The following is a 16,543-nucleotide window of genomic DNA, read 5'->3' as shown; positions in this document are numbered from 1 at the left end:
GAATGATGTGAATGCGGTGTTCTGGTCATGAAATAAAGTTGCCGGGCAGTTAGCCATCGAAGAATTAGATGCGACAACAATTCTGACACCCGGGGGGACCATTGCCATGGTGCGAATGCGAGGCGACGCCCGTACCCGCGAATATGTCGCCCGGCGCACCGGTAAGTGCCTGTCGAAAAAGGAAATATTCAGGTGCCTCAAGCGCTACATTGTTCGTGAGCTGTATCCACTGATACAGGCTGATTTGGAGGACGCTGCGCAACTATTGATCAGACCCTGTGAAGTTTTAAGCTGCATAACGAACGCGACGATCCTGAAATTAGCTCATCACCCGCTCAGGGTTTTGCTCGAGCATGGCCATATGGCCATATGGTCGTTGGCCGCCTCACGTAATTTAGCCTTGGTTCTGACGGGCACGCGCTTGCCCATCTCCTGCTTCAAGTCGGCATTGAGTCGCTCCTCAGGGTTGAGCTGCGGGCTGTAGCTGGGCAGGTAAAACAACTCGATCTGGTCTAGCCGCTCAGCCACCCTGGCCTTGACGAGCCGGCTGTGATGCACCCGCAGGTTGTCCAGTATCAGGAAGACCTTCTTGCCCGCATCCTTGACCAGGGCCTGCAAAAACTCAATGAGCTTGTCGACATCAAACGCCTCATCAATGATCATCCAGCGCGCCTTGCCTTGATTGGTGACAGTGGCGATCATCGAGAGCTTGTGGCGCGTGCTGCCAACAGCCATGGCCACCGGGGTTTTGCCCGCCGGGGCGAAGCTCCTGCCCCGCACGTCGGTATTGACCAAGGCCGTCTCATCGCCCCAGTGAATCTCAGCGCCTTCGCTTCTTGCGCGTTGCTCAATGGCCGGATACTCGCCCTCCAGCCAAGCCTGCACGGCCGCCGGGCTTTGCTCGCAGGCGCGCTTGATGGGCTTTTGCGGCGTGAAGCCCCAGCGCGTGAGGTATTTGCCGATGCTGCGCACTTGCAGTTTGATCCCGAACTCTTGGCTTATGAGCTGGCCGACGGCGGCCCGGCTCCAGAGATGAAAGTCCATCTTGAGTTGCTCCGGGCGCGTGTCGATGATCAAGCGCTGGATGGTGTCTTCTTGCGCCTGACTGAGCACTCGACCATCACCCTTGGCGCGCCCGCGCAGGCAGGGTTTGAGGGCACTCCAGCCGCCCGAGTCAAACAGATCAATGGCTGAGCGCACCGTCGGGTAGCTCAGTCCCGTCATCGGCACGATTTGCATGATCTTGATGCCTTGCTGGTGCAGCCTTGCGACTTGCTTGCGCCGCTCGTGGAGTTGCTCGAGTGTCTGGTTTCTTGCATCTTCTTTTTCCATAACATTCTGATCAGAAAAACCTTGCAGAGTTCAAACTTTATTGAGCCTTATCTATAGCCAACAACCGAAGCGTCGTCTTGAGGCTGGCAATACGGTGCTCTACCGTTACCGAACCAGCATTTTCTGGCAGGACTTGCCAGCGCGCTTTGGTGATTTCTGCGCCGTGCATACCCGCTACTCGCGCTGACCAAGAGCGACGTGTGGCAGCGGGTTTTCGAGGCTCTACCACAGGTAGGCCGACAACGAATATGCCAGGATCGGCAATAAGTGTTCCTTACCAGACCGATCGGGAGTAGCGCCACGCGATAGTTGCCGGCGCCCCAGTGGTCCCACCGGGCTAACGCAGCTATTTTCAACCCGTGAAGTATGGCGGATCTGCCTTAAGTTTTCTTCAACGGTAGTTGTCACGTAATTTGTTGTGGATCGCAGTTGCCGCGATCGCCGCGTGTGCTGTTCCGATGTTCATTTGGTTGAGCGCCTTTACCACGTCCCCGGCAGCGTAAAGCCCGGAAATCGACGTTTGCTGGTGGGCATCCACAACCAGTTCACCATCGCTACAGCAAGCCCCCAGATTCACCCCCAGTGCATCGCGAGCGTCAGTGCCTAGCATTGGGTACAAGGTGTCAAAGCAAAGCTCCGTCACGCCGTTGAGGCGCACGATGACCTGCTGCTCACCAGAGACGTGGATTTTTTCGATTCGGTCTTCGACGAGACGAATGCCGGCCTGCTCGATCGCCCCCCGCTGTGCCGCGTCGAGCGCTCCGCTCTCCGGGTCGACGAAAAGCGTGAGCCTGGGCGTATATGTCCGCAAAAACAACGCATGTGCCACGCCCGCCTTGGCCGTGGACAGAAGAGCGACGCTTTGATCGCTCACTTCAAAACCGTCACATATCGGGCACCAGCGCAGGCAGCCGCTGAGCGTAGCGGCAGGGATATTGGCAATATCAGGGCACTTGTCCACCACCCCGGTAGCCAGAAGCACGGTTTTAGCAGCGATGCGCTGGCCTTGGACTTCGGCAATGAAATCTTCACCTAATCGGGACAGCCCGTCTACCGTGCCCCTTTGGATTTCGACACCATAGCGAGAAGCCTGTGCGGCCAGTCGAGCCAGAAGCTCGGCGCCTGAGATGCCGTCCGGGAAGCCCGGGTAGTTGTGGGTTACAGGAATCAAGGCGGCCCTGCTATGGCCGGAATCAATCAATACGATGCGCCGACGGAATCGCGCGAGATAAATGGCCGCAGTCAGCCCAGCCGGACCGGCGCCAACAATGAGGGTGTCCAACATTTGCATGTTCAAACTAGTAGATAGGAATAACTTTCCAGCTCGGCAAGGAACAAGCGGGAGTGGCATCAGCCAGCCCGTAACAGTCCTATGCCCCGCACACGAAAGCCCATCATCGTCGAATTGTGGAGGCCGTGGCGCCGCAATTCTCCGCACAGCGCTTACATAACAAAATGGTAATCCTCTGGTCAGCATTTACGACGGATGCTCCCACTTTATAAGAGTAAGACCGCTGTTTGGGAACTTCGGTACTGAATCGCCCCGGGTTTGAACTGACCCCCAGAAGTTGGACGGTTGCTATCCGCCAATCAGGCGGCGTTTCTCAGCCGGTATCCCACCGGGCTGAGTCCGTTTAACCTGGGCTTGATGCGCTCGTGGTTGTAGTAGTGGATGTAATCATGCACGCCTGCTTCGAGCATCTCAATGCTGTCAAGCGTTGCAAGGTGCAAAAATTCGGCTTTGAGGGTGCCGAAGAAGCTTTCGATCACCGCGTTGTCAAAGCAATTTCCTTTGCGGCTCATGCTTTGTCACCCCGCGATGCGCAAGCATCGCCCGGTACGGCTGCATTTTGTAATGCCACCCTTGGTCTGAGTGCACGGTCAGTCCACTGGTGTCTCCCAACCGCGAAAGTGCCGCCTCCAGCATGCCGCAGACCAGCTCGAAAACGGGACGCTTGGCCATGCGGTGCGCGATGATCTCGCCGTTGTAAAGTTCCATGCAGGCCGACAAATACAGCTTATGGCCGTTCACATTGAACTCCGTGACATCGGTCACCCACTTCTGGTTTGGCGCAGTCGCGCAGAAATCGCGCTGCAGAACATTGGGCACGTGCGCATCGTTAATGCCAGGGGCATGTCGGGAACGCTTTTTCGCACGGATCAACGCGCGCAGTCCCATCTTCTGCATCAGACGCTGCACGCACTTGTGGTTGACGGGTTCTGCCATTGAACTGCACAGCGCTGGCGTGATTCGTCTGTACGCGTAGCGGCCCTTGTGCTCGTCATAGACGGAGCAGATCCTGGGCTCCATGGCGCTGTGTTGGTCGGCTCGCTGGGCCACTTGGCACTGGTAATAGAAGGTGCTGCGCGCCAAGCCTGCCGCCTGCAGTAGATCGGCCAATTTATGGTGATGCCTCAACCCGGTAATCAGGCGCGCTTTGTTGGCGCATCTGATCTCTTGGACCGGATCAAGGCTTGTAATTTTTTTAGTTAGGCCACCTCCGCGCGCAGTCGCTCGTTCTCTTCGCGCAGGGCCTGCGCCGAATCGGTGGCGATCATATTGGATGGCGCCGGGCAGTGTCGTTCTGGTTTCATGTTGGGGCGCCTGTTGAGAGCCTCCACGTCGCATTGGTCGAGATTGCGTCTCCAGATCACGACTTGGTTGGGATTGCGGATGTCATAGACCGCCGCGACCTGACAGCTCGAAAGTTGTTCGCGGTCCTGATGGGACAGCACCTGCAGCTTGAATTCCAAACTGTACGTGCTGCGCTTGGGGCGCAACCCGTCGATGCCATGGAGGCGGTAGTGGCTCACCCAGATGCGAATCTTCTCCTCGGGCACTGACCACTGCCGTGCCAGCAGCTTTGCACCGCCTTCAGCGGCCAGAAAGCGATTCACGACCTGAAGCTTGAACTCCGTTTTGTACTTCTTCATAAACCCCTTTGAAGTTTGTCCAACTTCTGGGGGTCAACTCAAAACCGGGGCGATTCACTTCTGGCTCATCATGGGTTGATTGGCAGCATGAGCCGCAAAAGCAACTGCTGGGATAACGCGGCGATGGAGTGTTTCTTCCTGAATTTGAAGATGGAACGCGTTTGGCAGAAAGCCCATGCCAATCACGCTGAAGCCATCATGGACATTGCGGACTACATCGCGAACTTCTATAACGCTGTGCGTCTGCATTCAACTCTGGGCAATTTGTCACCCATTGCTTTCGAGCATCAATCGACAACTAAAAAACTTATCGAACTGTTCAAAATTATTTGACCACCACACCCCTAAAGCCATCCCGTTTTCAGGACGCTCTGGCCGCTGCCGACGGTGGCTAAACTACAGTTTTTAAAGAGGTGCTCTCATGAATATTCTCCTGGCCGTTGACGGCAGTAAATACACCAAGAAAATGCTGGCGTACCTGGCAACGCATGACGAGATTTTCAGCGCCAACAACACCTACACCGTGCTCACGGTTCAGCCCGCCTTGCCTGCGCGCGCCCGCGCCGCCGTGGGCAAGGAAGTGGTGAACAGTTATTACGCCGACGAAACCGAAGAGGTTCTTGCGCCGGTCTCGGAGTTTCTGGCGCGCCATGAGATCAATGCCAAAAGCGAATGGAAAGTGGGGCCGGCGGGCGAAACCATCGCCAAGTTTGCCGACGAGGGCAAGTTCGATCTGCTGGTGATGGGCTCGCACGGAAATGGCGCCTTGGGCAACCTGGTCATGGGTTCGGTGGCCACCAAGGTGCTGGCGCAATGCGCCGTGCCGGTGCTGATGGTTCGTTAAGCCGCGCCCGGCGGTCGGCACGGACGGGAAAGCGCTTTTAAACTGCTACTTATTTAATAGCTGTCGGCGCCCGCCAGTCATGCGCTAGCGGCCTTAAATGCTTGAAAATAACAAAAACCAGCGTGCTGTTGAAGCACGCTGGTTTTTTTCATGCCCTTCGCAGCGCCTGCAAAGGCGTCACACGGCTGCCGCCGGCCCCAGCGTGAAATAGAACGTGGCGCCTTGGTCAGGCGCCGAGTCGGCCCAGACCCTGCCGCCGTGGCGCTCGATAATTCGCTGGACTGTTGCCAGCCCTACGCCGGTGCCCGGGAACTCGTTCTGGGCGTGCAGGCGCTGAAACGCACCGAACAGCTTGGCGGCATAGCTCATGTCAAACCCGGCGCCGTTGTCGCGCACAAAAAAGACTGTTTCGCCGTCAAAGCCGGTTTCCTGGCCTACGGTGATGCGGGTGTCGGCCTTCCCGCTGGTGAACTTCCAGGCATTGCCAAGCAGGTTGTCGAGCACTTGCCCCAGCAGCTGCGAATCGCCCTGCACCACCAACCCCGGCGCCACCTGCCAGCACGCCACCCGGTCCGGTTCGCGCTCCTGAAAACCTTGCAGCACGGCCTCGGCCTTGGCGCTCAGGTCAACCGCCTCCCAGCGCAGGCTGGCGCGTGTCACCTGCGCCAGCAACAGCATGGCGTCGATCAGCTCGCCCATCTGCCGGACGCCAGCACGGATTCGGGCGAGGTAATGCCGGCTGCGCTCGGCCAGGGGGGCTGCGCCCGGCTGGGTGATGGACTTTTCAAGCAGGTTGGAGAATCCGTCAACGACGCTGAGCGGACTGCGCAGGTCATGCGATACGGAATAGGAAAAGGCCTCAAGCTGCTGGTTGGCAAACTTCAGCTGGGCGGTGCGCTGCTCGACCCGTTCTTCCAGGCTGGCGTTGAGCCGCATGATTTCATCGCGCGCCTGCTTGCGTTCGTGGATGTCGGTGTTGACGCCCAGCATGCCGTTGACCTGGCCTTGCGCATCACGCAGCGCGGTGGTGCGCGTCTCGACATACACAGGGGCGCCATCTCGCCTGATCTGCTCCAATTCGCCAGACCAGTCATGGCCATCGGTCACGGTGTGTTTCATGATATTGGCAAGCACCTGCGGGTTGCGGTACATCAGCGCTTCCATGGTTTTGCCCATCACCTCTTCGGACGTCCAGCCATACAGACGCTCGGCCCCCTTGTTCCAGAAACGCAAGGTGCGGTCGAGGTTGCGCACCATGATGGCGTCATGCGACAGGTTGATCAGCGAAGCCTGCTCATGGAGCTTGGCAGCCGCCTGGCGTGCGGCTTCTTCGCTGCGCCGGCGCTCCAGCCGGGTACGCAGGCTGAGAATACCGAACGCCAGGTTGTCAGCCAGTTCCTGCAACAGCTGAACCTCCTTGGGGGCAAACTGCTGCACCTCGCCGGCATAAAGGCACAAAATGCCAAAGCTCTGCGCCTCGTTGCACAGGGGAAGAAGAATGGCGCTACGGTAACCACGCGCCAGGGCCGCTTCACTCCAGGCAAACCGTTCGTCGGACCTGATGTCGTTGCTTTGCTGCGATTTTCCGGTGCGAATCGCCTGCCCGGCCGGCCCCTGACCACCGGGCAGCCCGGCATGCCATTTGAGGTGGATGGCAGCCAGATAACCCAACTCTTCACCGGCATGGGCCATGGGCCGAATGGTTTTTTCCGCATCGTCCTGGGCATAACCGACCCAGGCCATGCGGTAGCCGCCAACCTCAACCGCCACGCGGCACACTTCAGCCAGCAAACCGGTTTCGTCATGAATCCGGTTGATGGCAATGCTGGAGCGGCTCAGCATCTGCAGCGCCCGGTTGGTGCTGGCCAACTCGAGATGAGCCAGTTTGCGGTCAGTCACGTCACGCGCTGTGCCGACCACGCGCTCCAGCACACCGGCGTCATTGCACACAGGATAGCCACGATCGCGTATCCAGCGGGTCTGGCCATCGGCAGACAGGATGCGGTACTCCACATCAGAGACGTGCCCGGCGCTCCTGATTTCGCGCGCCAGCGTCAGCAGGTGCCGGTCTTCAGGCAGCACGGCATCGGCATAGGTGCTGGGCATGGCGTACAGGCTCTCGCAACTGCGCCCCCATATTTTCTCGTAACCGGGGCTGACGTAGCGTATGCGGCCGTCCTGCGCAATATCGGCGCTGTAAAAAACGTCTTCCACTTTTTCAGCCAGTTCGCGAAAGCGCGCATCGCTGTTGACGAGCGCTTCCTTGGTGCGGGCGCCCTCCAGTGCCAGCCGGGCCAGCCGGGTGGCCGTAGCAATCAGGTCGAGGTCGGCGGGCCGGGGCGGGCCGGGCGTATCGCGGTAAATGGCAAAGGTGGCCAGCACGTCGCCGTCTGCGGCAATCACCGGCGTGGACCAGCAGGCCCGCAACGCATGGCCCAGCAGCAACTCGCGGTAGTTCTGCATCAGCGGGCTGCGCGCAACGTCTTCAACCACCACCGGGGCTTTGCGAAATGCAGCCGTGCCGCACGCGCCAATGCCCTCGGCGATGATCAAGCCTTCAACCGCCAGGGTATAGCTGTCGGGCAAACTGGGGGCCGCACCGTGAAAAAGCTTCCCGCCTTTCACCAGCAGGATGGAACACCTGCTTTGCGGCGATTCTTTTTCCACCAGCAGCAGCACCGCGTCAAGCAATTGCCGCAGGGGCGCGCCAACGGCAATCAGCTGCAGCACCTTTTCCTGCGCCAGCGCAAAACTTTCCCTGGCCTTGAGTTCAGTGACATCAATAAATACCAGCAAGGCGCCGATCTGTTGCTGGTCCGGTCCGTGCAAGGGCCGCGTGCTCATTCGCAAAATACGGTCCGGAAAACCGGCTCTGGAAAACAGCAGATCCCAGTTATTGATGCTGAGGCCGCGCAGGGTTTGCGTTAGCGGGCCATCGGACACGATGGGGGCTTTTGTATCCAGTGCAAGCAGCGGATTGCTGCGCTGCCATTGCCCGAACAGCATGTCGGCCTCGGGCACTGGAAAAACGTCGCGCGCCGTGGCATTGAACAGCAAAAAGCGGCCCTCGGTGTCCACGGCAATGACGCCGTCATTCATGCTGTTGAGCATCAGGTCGAGCATCGTGCGCTCTGCGTGAGCTTGTCCCAAGGCGGCGTCCAGCGCACTGCGTTGTGCCTGCAACGATTCGGCCATGCGGTTGAACGCCCGCCCCAGCTGGCCGATTTCGTCGTGGCTTGATGCGCCGGGCTGGACGCGCACCAGAAAATTGCCGCGCGCGATCTCGTTGGATTCTTTCAGCAAGGCGTTGGCGGGATTCACCACCAGGTGCTTGCCCATCGCCCAGGCACAGACCATGCCAAAAACCGTCATGACCAGCAAGGTCGCAAAATCAGTCAACAGCAAGTCCCGCGGCGCGGCCGTGAGAAGGTCGCGCGGCATGCTGAGGGCGACCCACAGCCCGTCCTTCGGGCTACCGACTGGCGCATAGGCATAGACCTGCTGCACGCCAGCCGCATCCACCGCTTCACGCACCCCCGGCTTGCCGGACTGCAGGGCTTTCAGCACCTGGACATCGGCCTCTGGGCTGCCTGGTATTGCGGTGCTGGACGGATGCGCCGCCAGGACTACACCCTGCCGGTCAATGATCCGCAGCTGCGCACCGGGCACGAGCGGGTCTGCCGCCATGACCTCGGCCATGACTTCAATATCAATGGAGGCAAAAGCCACACCATTGAGAGCGCCTTCGCTGCTGTAAACCGGCATGCCGAACGCAATACCGGGCTTGCCGGTGGAGCGCGACACCGCATAGTCCCCGACGGAGAATTTCTGTCCATTGAGCACTTGTCGGTAGAAAGTGCGGTCACCGATATAGATCTCGCCCGGGGTGCCGCTGGCCATGGCGTGGCAGGACAGTTTTCCGTCCAGGCCAATCACGCCCAGGTTGGAATAAATGGAATCTTGTGCTTGCAGATTCTTCAGGTACTGCATGCACAGGCGGCTGCGGGTGTCCTTGATCGAAGGGCCGCTGGCAATGTCCGCGAGCAGCTGCGCCACCCGGTCAATCAGACGTTGCTGGTGCGCCGCAGTCAGCAGCACTTCAGACTGCAGGCCGGACTGGGCCAGCGCCAGCACGGTTTGCTGGTTTTTTGCAGCCGAATAGGCAAAAAGTACAAATACCGGCGCCAGGGCGGCCAATACCAGCAGCATCAGACGGGAACGAAGACCCAAGCAGCTCAGCATGCTGATTTCCTTGTCTCTTTGACTGCGCGCCCGACCCCAGAGGGGGAGGCGGGGATAACTTGAATTACGGCCTGTGAAGCCGGACGCCGGCATTCATGCCGGACACGTTTTGCGGTATTTTATGGCTTGCGCCGCGAGAACAGGCTGTGCCTGTTTTCCGGATCAAAAGTTTCCCGTGTATGGCGATGATGCCTTGACTGATGCGGTTTTTGCGCGCCAGCGCCGCCTTCAGGGTCGGACTGCCGGGTTTGCCGGACAGCGAATAAACCCGCCTGTCTTGCCGCGTGGCAATCCGCGTCCATCCGGTGGCGCAGGGGCGCTTCATGCCGTGCCGGATTCAGGCCACCAGCGCCAGTGCCGCCGATGCGGTCAACTCGGCGGTCAGGGCATCGAGCACCTCGGACTCCAGGTTCCAGCAATGCCAGTAGAGCTGGATCGGCAGCACGCAGGCAGGCGCCAGGTTGACCAGCAGACCCTGGTCCAGCAGCGGCTGCGCCAGCAGGCGCGGCAGCACGCTGGCGCCCCAGCCGGCCAGCACGGCGCGCACCTGGCCTTCGGACGAGGGCACGAACAGCTGGTTCAGCATGACCCGCTTGAGCCCGAAAGCCTTGCCGACAAACTCGCTTTGCATGTCGTCCTTGCGGTTGAAGGCGACGAAGGCAATCTCGCGGAAGTTGTGCGCCGTCAGCCCCGCGCTGCCCAGCCGCTCCTGCACCAGCGCGGGCGTGGCAACCACCACATAGTCCATCGCGCCCAGCGCCACCATCTTGCAGCCGCGCAGGGCTTGCTTGAGCGTGGTGACGCAGCCCAGCACCTGGCCCTGACGCAGCCATTCCTGCGTGAAGTCCTGGTCGTCGGTGATGATTTCCATCGGCAGCCCTTGCTGCGCCAGACCGGTCAGCGCCGGCAGCGCCCAGGTGGCAATGCTGTCGGCATTGATGGCAATCGAGATGCGCTCTTCTTCGCGCGTGCCGCGCAGCGAACTGGGCGCGAGCTCCTTCAGGTCGCGCTCCAGGTCAGCGCGCAACAGCCGCACCATTTTGGTGTGCTTGAGCAGCAGTTGCCCGGCCGAGGTCGCCTTGAGCGGGCGGCTGCGCACAATCAGCACCGTGCCTACCTGCGCTTCAAGCGCCCGCAGCCGCTGCGACACCGCCGACTGCGTGATCGACAGGCGCCGGGCCGCGCGCTCAAAACCGCCCTCTTCCACAATCGCCGCGAGGCACTCCAGCGCATCCGGGTCAAAAGTGCTCATGGGAAGGGGCTCCAGTATTAGTGATTCTGATGTTTAAGCTAAGAGTTTAATTTGACTGTTAAATAGCCACAAGCGCCTTCACACTCAGAGCCCAGTCAAAGGGGATCGTCATGAAAGTTGTGGTTTTGGGCGCAGGCATCATCGGCGTGAGCACCGCCTGGCATTTGCTTGAGCGCGGGCACGAAGTGACGGTGGTCGACCGGCAGCTTGACGCCGCACTGGAAACCAGCTTTGCCAATGCCGCGCAAATTTCCGTCAGTTACTGCGAACCCTGGGCCAACCGCGACGCGCCGCTCAAGGCGTTGAAATGGATGTTCCGTGACGATGCGCCGCTGCTGTTCCGGCCCCGCATGCCGTTTGGCGAAGGCTGGCAACAATGGCGCTGGGGCCTGCAGTTTTTGGCGCAGTGCAACGACACCGCCTTCGAGCGCAATGTGCAGCAGCTCGTCGCCCTGGGCGCCTACAGCCACACCGCCCTGAAAGACGTGGTGCGCAGCACCGGCATTGACTACCACCGGCTGGAGCGCGGCATTGCGCACTACTACACCGAGCAAAAATCATTCGACACCGCTGGCGACGCCGCCGCGCTGATGCGCAAATACGGCGTGGCGCGCCAAGTGGTTTCTACCGCCGAGTTGCTCAAGATCGAGCCCGCCCTCAGCCAGTTTGCTGACAAGATCGTTGGCGGCACCTACACCGCCAGCGACGAAAGCGGCGACGCCCGTGTGTTTACCCAGTCGCTGGCCCGGCGCTGCGCTGAACGCGGCGTCGAGTTTTTGTACCACCACGACATCGTTCGCCTTGAAGAAGCCGGCGGCGCTATTAATTCAGTAGCTGTACGCGCCCGTCCATCAAGCGCCAGCGGCCTGAATGATGCACCATTGAAGCATTTGAAGGCCGATGCGGTGGTGGTGGCCTGCGGTTCCTACAGTGCGCCGCTGCTGCGCACCGTCGGCGTGGACTTGCCGATTTACCCCGGCAAAGGCTACAGCGCCACCTTCAAACTGCGGAGGCCCGAGCTGGCGCCTTTTGTCAGCACCATCGACGACGAAGTCAAATGCGCCATCAGCCGGCTGGGCAACGAGTTGCGGGTGGCCGGAACGATTGAAGTCGGCGACTACGGTTTATCGCTCGACACGCCGCTGGCCAAGGCCCGGTGCCACATGCTGGCCCGGCGCATCGAAAAAGTGTTTCCCGGCGTGTGCGACACACGGCTCGAAGCAGAAGGCGGCACGCCGAACTTCTGGACCGGCCTGCGCCCGGCCACGCCCACCAATATTCCCTATATCGGCAAAACCAAAGTCGACCGGCTGTGGGTGAACGCCGGCCACGGCACGCTGGGCTGGACCCACGGCGCGGGGTCAGGCAAGGCGATGGCCGAGCTGATCAGCGGCGAAGTCCCGGCGATGGCGTTTGGCTTTTACGGCTTTGACCGCAGCGGTGCCCGTCTGAATACCCAGACCGCCTGAAAAAACCGTGGGCTCAGAAAGGCGGCAGCGTTGCCTTTCTCCTACAGCGCCTGCCTTGGCAGGCTGACAGCGCTGCGTGCAAGTCACGCCCATAGTGGCCTGATGACGACACAAAAATCCACCCCCTCCCCCAACAACACGCCCGACCAGCCCGCCGCAGGCAAGGGCATGCCGGCCAGAGACCCTAAGCCGCAACGCTCGCTCCCCGGCAAGCATGAAACGCCCGGCGACAGCTCGGTCAAGAACACGCTCGAATTGCCCAACGACCGCGACCAGGCGGTCGATATGACCGACGACCAGAACAGCGCAGTGATCGAGCAGGCCGCAAAAGACATCGAGAACGGCCTTAAAGACACCAGCAAAGCGCCTGAGATGGACCGCACCTACAAAAAGCAGCAACCCTGAACGCCCGCAAGCGAGCATAACCCGCGCACTGGGGGAAACCCTGAAGGGGTAAAAATGATAAAGAATTTCGCTATTATCAATAGCGTTGTAAATTTTTATTCATTTAAGCCCCACCTTGACCTCACTGCCACACGTTCCCGGCAACCCTTCGATGGCGCAGCGCATAGCGCGCATGCTGCCCACGCTAAGCCGTTCGCATCGGCAGGTGGCTGACTATGTGCTGGCCCACCCGCTGCAAGCGGCAACCCTGCGGATTGACGAGCTGGCCGCTACGGTGGGCGTGTCAGTTGCCACGGCCAACCGCTTTGCGCGGGCGCTGGAGTTCGATGGCTATCCGCAGTTCCGGGCAGCGCTGGTGCTGGGCTTTGAAACCACGCTGGCCCCGGTCGAAAAGCTGCGCAGCACGCTGGCACAACCGGCCACGGTGGCTGACATTTTTGCCGCATCTCTGGAAGAAAGCCAGCGCAATATCGACCTGACGCGCCAGTCGATTGACCCCCAAAGCTGCACAGCGGCAGTGGCGGCCATTCTGGGTGCGCGGCGCATCTGCATCGTCGGCTTTGGCACCAGCAGCTGGCTGGGCGGGTTGCTGCAGCGCTGCCTCGACCCGTATTGCAGCCAAGTGCAACTGCTGGCGAGCGTCGAAGGCTCGTCTTACGCCGCGCGCATTTTGTCGCACCTGAATGCCTCCGACCTGCTGATTGCGATTGCCTTCCCGCGCTATTTTGAAGACACCGTTCTGCTGACACGCCGTGCCCGCGAAGCCGGCGTGCCGGTGCTGGCGCTGACCGACCGCGTGACTTCACCGCTCGCGCCGCTGGCCAACATGGCGCTGTATGCGCACACTGAAAGCCAGTATTTTTCCAATTCCGAAGCCGCCGTGCTGGCCCTGATTGAAGCGCTGTGCAGCGCAGTGGCGCATGGCGCAAAAGGCTCGGTCAAGGCGGCAGCGCAACTGGCCGAAGCCGTGCTGCCGTGGTTGCACGGCCCGCATCCGGTACGGCTGCGCACGGCGGGCGAAGCGGGCAAACCGACTGCGCGCAAACCGGCGGCCAACCCTCAAACCGTTTCTCAAGCCGTTCCCCTGACATCACCAAAGGCCCTGCCGTGAAACCTGTTTCTCCACTTCCTGTGATTGCCATCCACGGCGGTGCCGGCACCATGAGCCGCAGCGACCTTAGCGTCGAACAGCACGCGGCCTATCACGCGGCGCTGCAGCGTATCCTGCGCGCCGGCCAGCAAGTCCTGGCCGACGGCGGCAGCGCACTCGACGCGGTCAGCGTGGCCGTAGAACTGCTGGAAGACTGCCCGCTGTTCAATGCCGGTCACGGCGCTGTTTTCACGCACGACGAAACCCATGAGCTTGATGCGATGGTGATGGACGGCGCCACCCTACGCGCTGGCGCCGTGGCCTGCGTCAGCCGCATCCGCCGCCCGGTCCGTGCCGCCCGCGCGGTCATGGCGCACAGCCCGCATGTGCTGCTGGTCGGCCCCGGTGCCGAGGTTTTCGCAGAAGAACAGGGGCTGGAAATGGTCGAACCCGGCTACTTTTCGACCGACGCGCGCCGCCAGCAATTGCAGCGTGCGCTTGGCAGCGACACGGCGGTGCTCGACCACGACGGTGCTGCCGCCCTGAGCTTTCGCAACGCGGCGGCTGCGCCACTGGATGAAGACCGCAAACTGGGCACGGTCGGCGCAGTAGCACTCGACTGCCACGGCAATCTGGCCGCCGCCACCTCGACCGGCGGCATGACCAACAAACGCCCCGGCCGCATCGGCGACTCGCCGGTGATTGGCGCGGGCACGTATGCCGACAACCGCAGCGCCGCCATTTCCTGCACCGGCACCGGCGAAATGTTCATGCGCACCGTAGCCGCTTACGACATTTGTGCGCGCATGGTGTATGCGGGCCAGTCGCTGGACGAAGCCGCGCAAGCCGTCGTCATGCAGGTCTTGCCCGCCATCGACGGACGCGGCGGCCTGATTGCCGTCGATGCGCAAGGCAACCTTAGTCTGCCCTTCAACACCGAAGGCATGTACCGGGGCTGGGCGCGGGTGGGCGAAGCGCCGGTCACGGCCATTTACGCGAATGATGCAGGCAGTGCAGGCGATTTGGGCGGGTCTGCCCCATGACGTTTCTGGGCAGCCCCACCGAACCGGCTGAGCCACTTTCGGGCGACGACAGCCAACCGCCCGCACCCACGCGACAGCGCGTCATCGAGGTCAGCGACCTGAGCGTGAGTTTTCACGGCGAGCAACGCACGGTGCACGCGGTGAAAAAGCTGGGTTTTCATGTTGATGCCGGCGAAACGCTGGCCATCGTCGGCGAATCGGGTTCCGGCAAGTCGGTCACGTCGCTGGCGCTGATGCGGCTGGTCGAGCAAGGCGGCGGCCGCCTGGGCAGTGGCAGCATGTGGCTGACGCGCCGCAACGGCGAGCGCATTGACCTGGCCCAAGCCTCTCAAGCGCAAATGCGCAGCCTGCGCGGTGCCGATCTGGCAATGGTGTTTCAGGAGCCCATGACATCGCTGAACCCGGTGTTCACCGTCGGCGAGCAAATTGCCGAATCGATTCGCCTGCACCAGGGCCTGTCGCACCGCGCGGCGCTGGCCGAGGCGCTGCGCATGCTGGACCTGGTGCGCATTCCCGAAGCGCGCAACATGCTGGGCCGCCATCCGCACCAGCTGTCGGGCGGCATGCGCCAGCGTGTCGTGATTGCGATGGCGCTGGCCTGCAAGCCCACGCTGCTGATTGCCGACGAACCCACAACGGCGCTGGACGTGACGATTCAGGCACAAATCCTGGCGCTGATCCAGCAACTGCAGCGCGACCTGTCGATGGGCGTGATCTTCATCACCCACGACATGGGCGTGGTGGCAGAAATAGCCGACCGCGTGCTGGTGATGTTTCGCGGCGACAAGGTTGAAGAAAACGACTGCACCGCGCTGTTTGCCCACCCGCGCGAGCCTTACACCCGCGCCCTGCTGGCCGCCGTGCCGCGACTGGGCGCAATGCAGGGGCACGACCTGCCCAAGCGCTTTGAAGTGCCGGGCGTGGCGGCACCCGCCACCGAACCCGACACCGTGCGCCACGACCAGCCCGCCGTGCTCAAGGTAAAAGGACTGATCACCCGGTTTCCGCTGCGCACCGGCCTGCTCGGGCGCGTCCACCGTCAGGTGCATGCGGTCGAACAACTGAGTTTTGAGGTGAAGGCCGGTGAAACGCTGTCGCTGGTCGGCGAATCCGGTTGCGGCAAGTCCACCACCGGCCGTTCACTGGCGCGGCTGGTGGATTTCCAGGGCGGCAGCGTCGAAGTGGCAGGCCGCGATATTGCCGGCCTGAAGGGCAAAGCCCTGCAAGCGCTGCGGCGCGACATCCAGTTTGTCTTCCAGGATCCGTTTGCGTCGCTCGATCCGCGCCTGACAGTCGGCTATTCGGTCATGGAGCCGATGCTGATTCACCGCATGATGCCGACCGCCCAAGCGCAGGAACGGGTCGGTTGGCTGCTGGGCAAGGTCGGTCTGCCGGCAGACGCCGCCAACCGCTATCCGCATGAATTTTCCGGCGGCCAGCGCCAGCGCGTCGCGATTGCACGGGCGTTGGCGCTCAACCCCAAGGTAGTGATTGCCGACGAGGCGGTGTCAGCGCTGGACGTGTCGATTCGTGCGCAAATCATCAACCTGATGCTTGATTTGCAGCAGGAATTCGGCATCGCTTTTCTGTTCATCTCGCACGACATGGCGGTGGTCGAGCGCATCAGCCACCGCGTGGCGGTGATGTATCTCGGCCAGATCGTTGAAATCGGCCCGCGCCGGGCGGTGTTCGAGAACCCGCAACATGCCTACACGCGGCGCTTGCTGGCCGCCGTGCCGGTGGCTGATCCATCGCGCCGCCGCGCGGTGCGCCAGTTGATGGCCGACGAGATTCCCAGCCCGATACGCGCCATTGGCGATCCGCCGCAGGTCGCGCCATTGGTTGAGGTGGGCCCCGGGCATTTCGTCGCACGGCATTCGGTGGGCGGGCCTTACTGATGGACTTGATGCCCCTGACGCACCGCGCCGGCCG

Annotated in this window: 9 protein-coding genes and 4 pseudogenes; 8 read left to right on the top strand and 5 right to left on the bottom strand. The window is 61.4% G+C overall.

What is annotated here, in order from left to right:
- Positions 1-97 precede the first annotated feature (97 nt).
- Positions 98-256: pseudogene (locus RCH06_RS17910) on the top strand (IS110 family transposase); the annotation flags it as partial.
- A gap of 63 nt (positions 257-319) precedes the next feature.
- Here the strand turns inward: RCH06_RS17910 and RCH06_RS14400 are convergent.
- The 3 genes and pseudogenes from RCH06_RS14400 to RCH06_RS14385 form a co-directional block, all read right to left on the bottom strand.
- A pseudogene (locus RCH06_RS14400) lies at positions 320-1,332 on the bottom strand (IS630 family transposase).
- A gap of 391 nt (positions 1,333-1,723) precedes the next feature.
- Positions 1,724-2,623 carry an NAD(P)/FAD-dependent oxidoreductase gene (locus tag RCH06_RS14390; protein ID WP_327082156.1) on the bottom strand — a complete coding sequence of 300 codons (900 nt, stop codon included), beginning with the start codon at positions 2,621-2,623 and terminating at the stop codon, positions 1,724-1,726.
- A 299-nt stretch (positions 2,624-2,922) separates the two neighbouring features.
- Positions 2,923-4,266 (bottom strand): annotated as a pseudogene (locus tag RCH06_RS14385) (IS3 family transposase).
- 27 nt (positions 4,267-4,293) lie between these two features.
- On the opposite strand from RCH06_RS14385, the pseudogene RCH06_RS14380 reads away from it, so the two are divergent.
- Positions 4,294-4,599: pseudogene (locus RCH06_RS14380) on the top strand (IS3 family transposase); the annotation flags it as partial.
- 88 nt (positions 4,600-4,687) lie between these two features.
- The gene (locus RCH06_RS14375) at positions 4,688-5,110 is read left to right on the top strand and encodes a universal stress protein (protein ID WP_327082155.1); all 423 of its coding nucleotides are present in this window, start codon (positions 4,688-4,690) and stop codon (positions 5,108-5,110) included.
- A 177-nt stretch (positions 5,111-5,287) separates the two neighbouring features.
- On the opposite strand, the gene RCH06_RS14370 is transcribed toward RCH06_RS14375, so the two are convergent.
- Together RCH06_RS14370 and RCH06_RS14365 are read right to left on the bottom strand one after the other, a co-directional pair.
- On the bottom strand, positions 5,288-9,352 hold the full coding sequence (locus RCH06_RS14370) for a PAS domain S-box protein (protein WP_327082154.1): 4,065 nt from the start codon (positions 9,350-9,352) through the stop codon (positions 5,288-5,290).
- Positions 9,353-9,689: 337 nt separating this feature from the next.
- Positions 9,690-10,604 (bottom strand): LysR family transcriptional regulator ArgP, encoded by a 915-nt coding sequence (locus RCH06_RS14365; RefSeq protein WP_327082153.1) that lies wholly within the window; start codon positions 10,602-10,604, stop codon positions 9,690-9,692.
- A gap of 110 nt (positions 10,605-10,714) precedes the next feature.
- On the opposite strand from RCH06_RS14365, the gene RCH06_RS14360 reads away from it, so the two are divergent.
- The 5 genes from RCH06_RS14360 to RCH06_RS14340 all read left to right on the top strand — a co-directional run bounded on the left by RCH06_RS14360 (position 10,715) and on the right by RCH06_RS14340 (position 16,509).
- On the top strand, positions 10,715-12,073 hold the full coding sequence (locus RCH06_RS14360) for a D-amino acid dehydrogenase (RefSeq protein WP_327082152.1): 1,359 nt from the start codon (positions 10,715-10,717) through the stop codon (positions 12,071-12,073).
- Between the two features lie 102 nt (positions 12,074-12,175).
- Positions 12,176-12,478 carry a hypothetical protein gene (locus tag RCH06_RS14355; protein WP_327082151.1) on the top strand — a complete coding sequence of 101 codons (303 nt, stop codon included), beginning with the start codon at positions 12,176-12,178 and terminating at the stop codon, positions 12,476-12,478.
- Between the two features lie 151 nt (positions 12,479-12,629).
- Positions 12,630-13,589 carry a MurR/RpiR family transcriptional regulator gene (locus RCH06_RS14350; protein ID WP_442799681.1) on the top strand — a complete coding sequence of 320 codons (960 nt, stop codon included), beginning with the start codon at positions 12,630-12,632 and terminating at the stop codon, positions 13,587-13,589.
- Positions 13,586-14,611, top strand: a complete 1,026-nt coding sequence (locus RCH06_RS14345; protein ID WP_327082150.1) for an isoaspartyl peptidase/L-asparaginase family protein — start codon at positions 13,586-13,588, stop codon at positions 14,609-14,611. The genes RCH06_RS14350 and RCH06_RS14345 overlap by 4 nt, the downstream gene beginning before the upstream one ends.
- Positions 14,608-16,509: a dipeptide ABC transporter ATP-binding protein gene (locus RCH06_RS14340; protein WP_327082149.1), complete on the top strand. Its 1,902-nt coding sequence runs from the start codon at positions 14,608-14,610 to the stop codon at positions 16,507-16,509. The genes RCH06_RS14345 and RCH06_RS14340 overlap by 4 nt, the downstream gene beginning before the upstream one ends.
- The last annotated feature ends 34 nt before the right edge of the window (positions 16,510-16,543 follow it).

Origin of the sequence: Polaromonas sp. CG_9.5, assembly GCF_035984465.1 — a bacterium.
GTDB lineage: Bacteria > Pseudomonadota > Gammaproteobacteria > Burkholderiales > Burkholderiaceae_C > Polaromonas.
Note: the sequence above shows the minus strand (reverse complement) of the source record. Positions and strands in the feature narration are given on the sequence as shown.

Coding starts and splice junctions, on each gene's coding strand:
- RCH06_RS14375 (WP_327082155.1), top strand. CDS start 4,688: ATGAATATTCTCCTGGCCGTTGACGGCAGTAAATACACCAAGAAAATG.
- RCH06_RS14350 (WP_442799681.1), top strand. CDS start 12,630: ATGGCGCAGCGCATAGCGCGCATGCTGCCCACGCTAAGCCGTTCGCAT.
- RCH06_RS14370 (WP_327082154.1), bottom strand. CDS start 9,352: ATGCTGAGCTGCTTGGGTCTTCGTTCCCGTCTGATGCTGCTGGTATTG.
- RCH06_RS14355 (WP_327082151.1), top strand. CDS start 12,176: ATGACGACACAAAAATCCACCCCCTCCCCCAACAACACGCCCGACCAG.
- RCH06_RS14340 (WP_327082149.1), top strand. CDS start 14,608: ATGACGTTTCTGGGCAGCCCCACCGAACCGGCTGAGCCACTTTCGGGC.
- RCH06_RS14360 (WP_327082152.1), top strand. CDS start 10,715: ATGAAAGTTGTGGTTTTGGGCGCAGGCATCATCGGCGTGAGCACCGCC.
- RCH06_RS14390 (WP_327082156.1), bottom strand. CDS start 2,623: ATGCAAATGTTGGACACCCTCATTGTTGGCGCCGGTCCGGCTGGGCTG.
- RCH06_RS14365 (WP_327082153.1), bottom strand. CDS start 10,604: ATGAGCACTTTTGACCCGGATGCGCTGGAGTGCCTCGCGGCGATTGTG.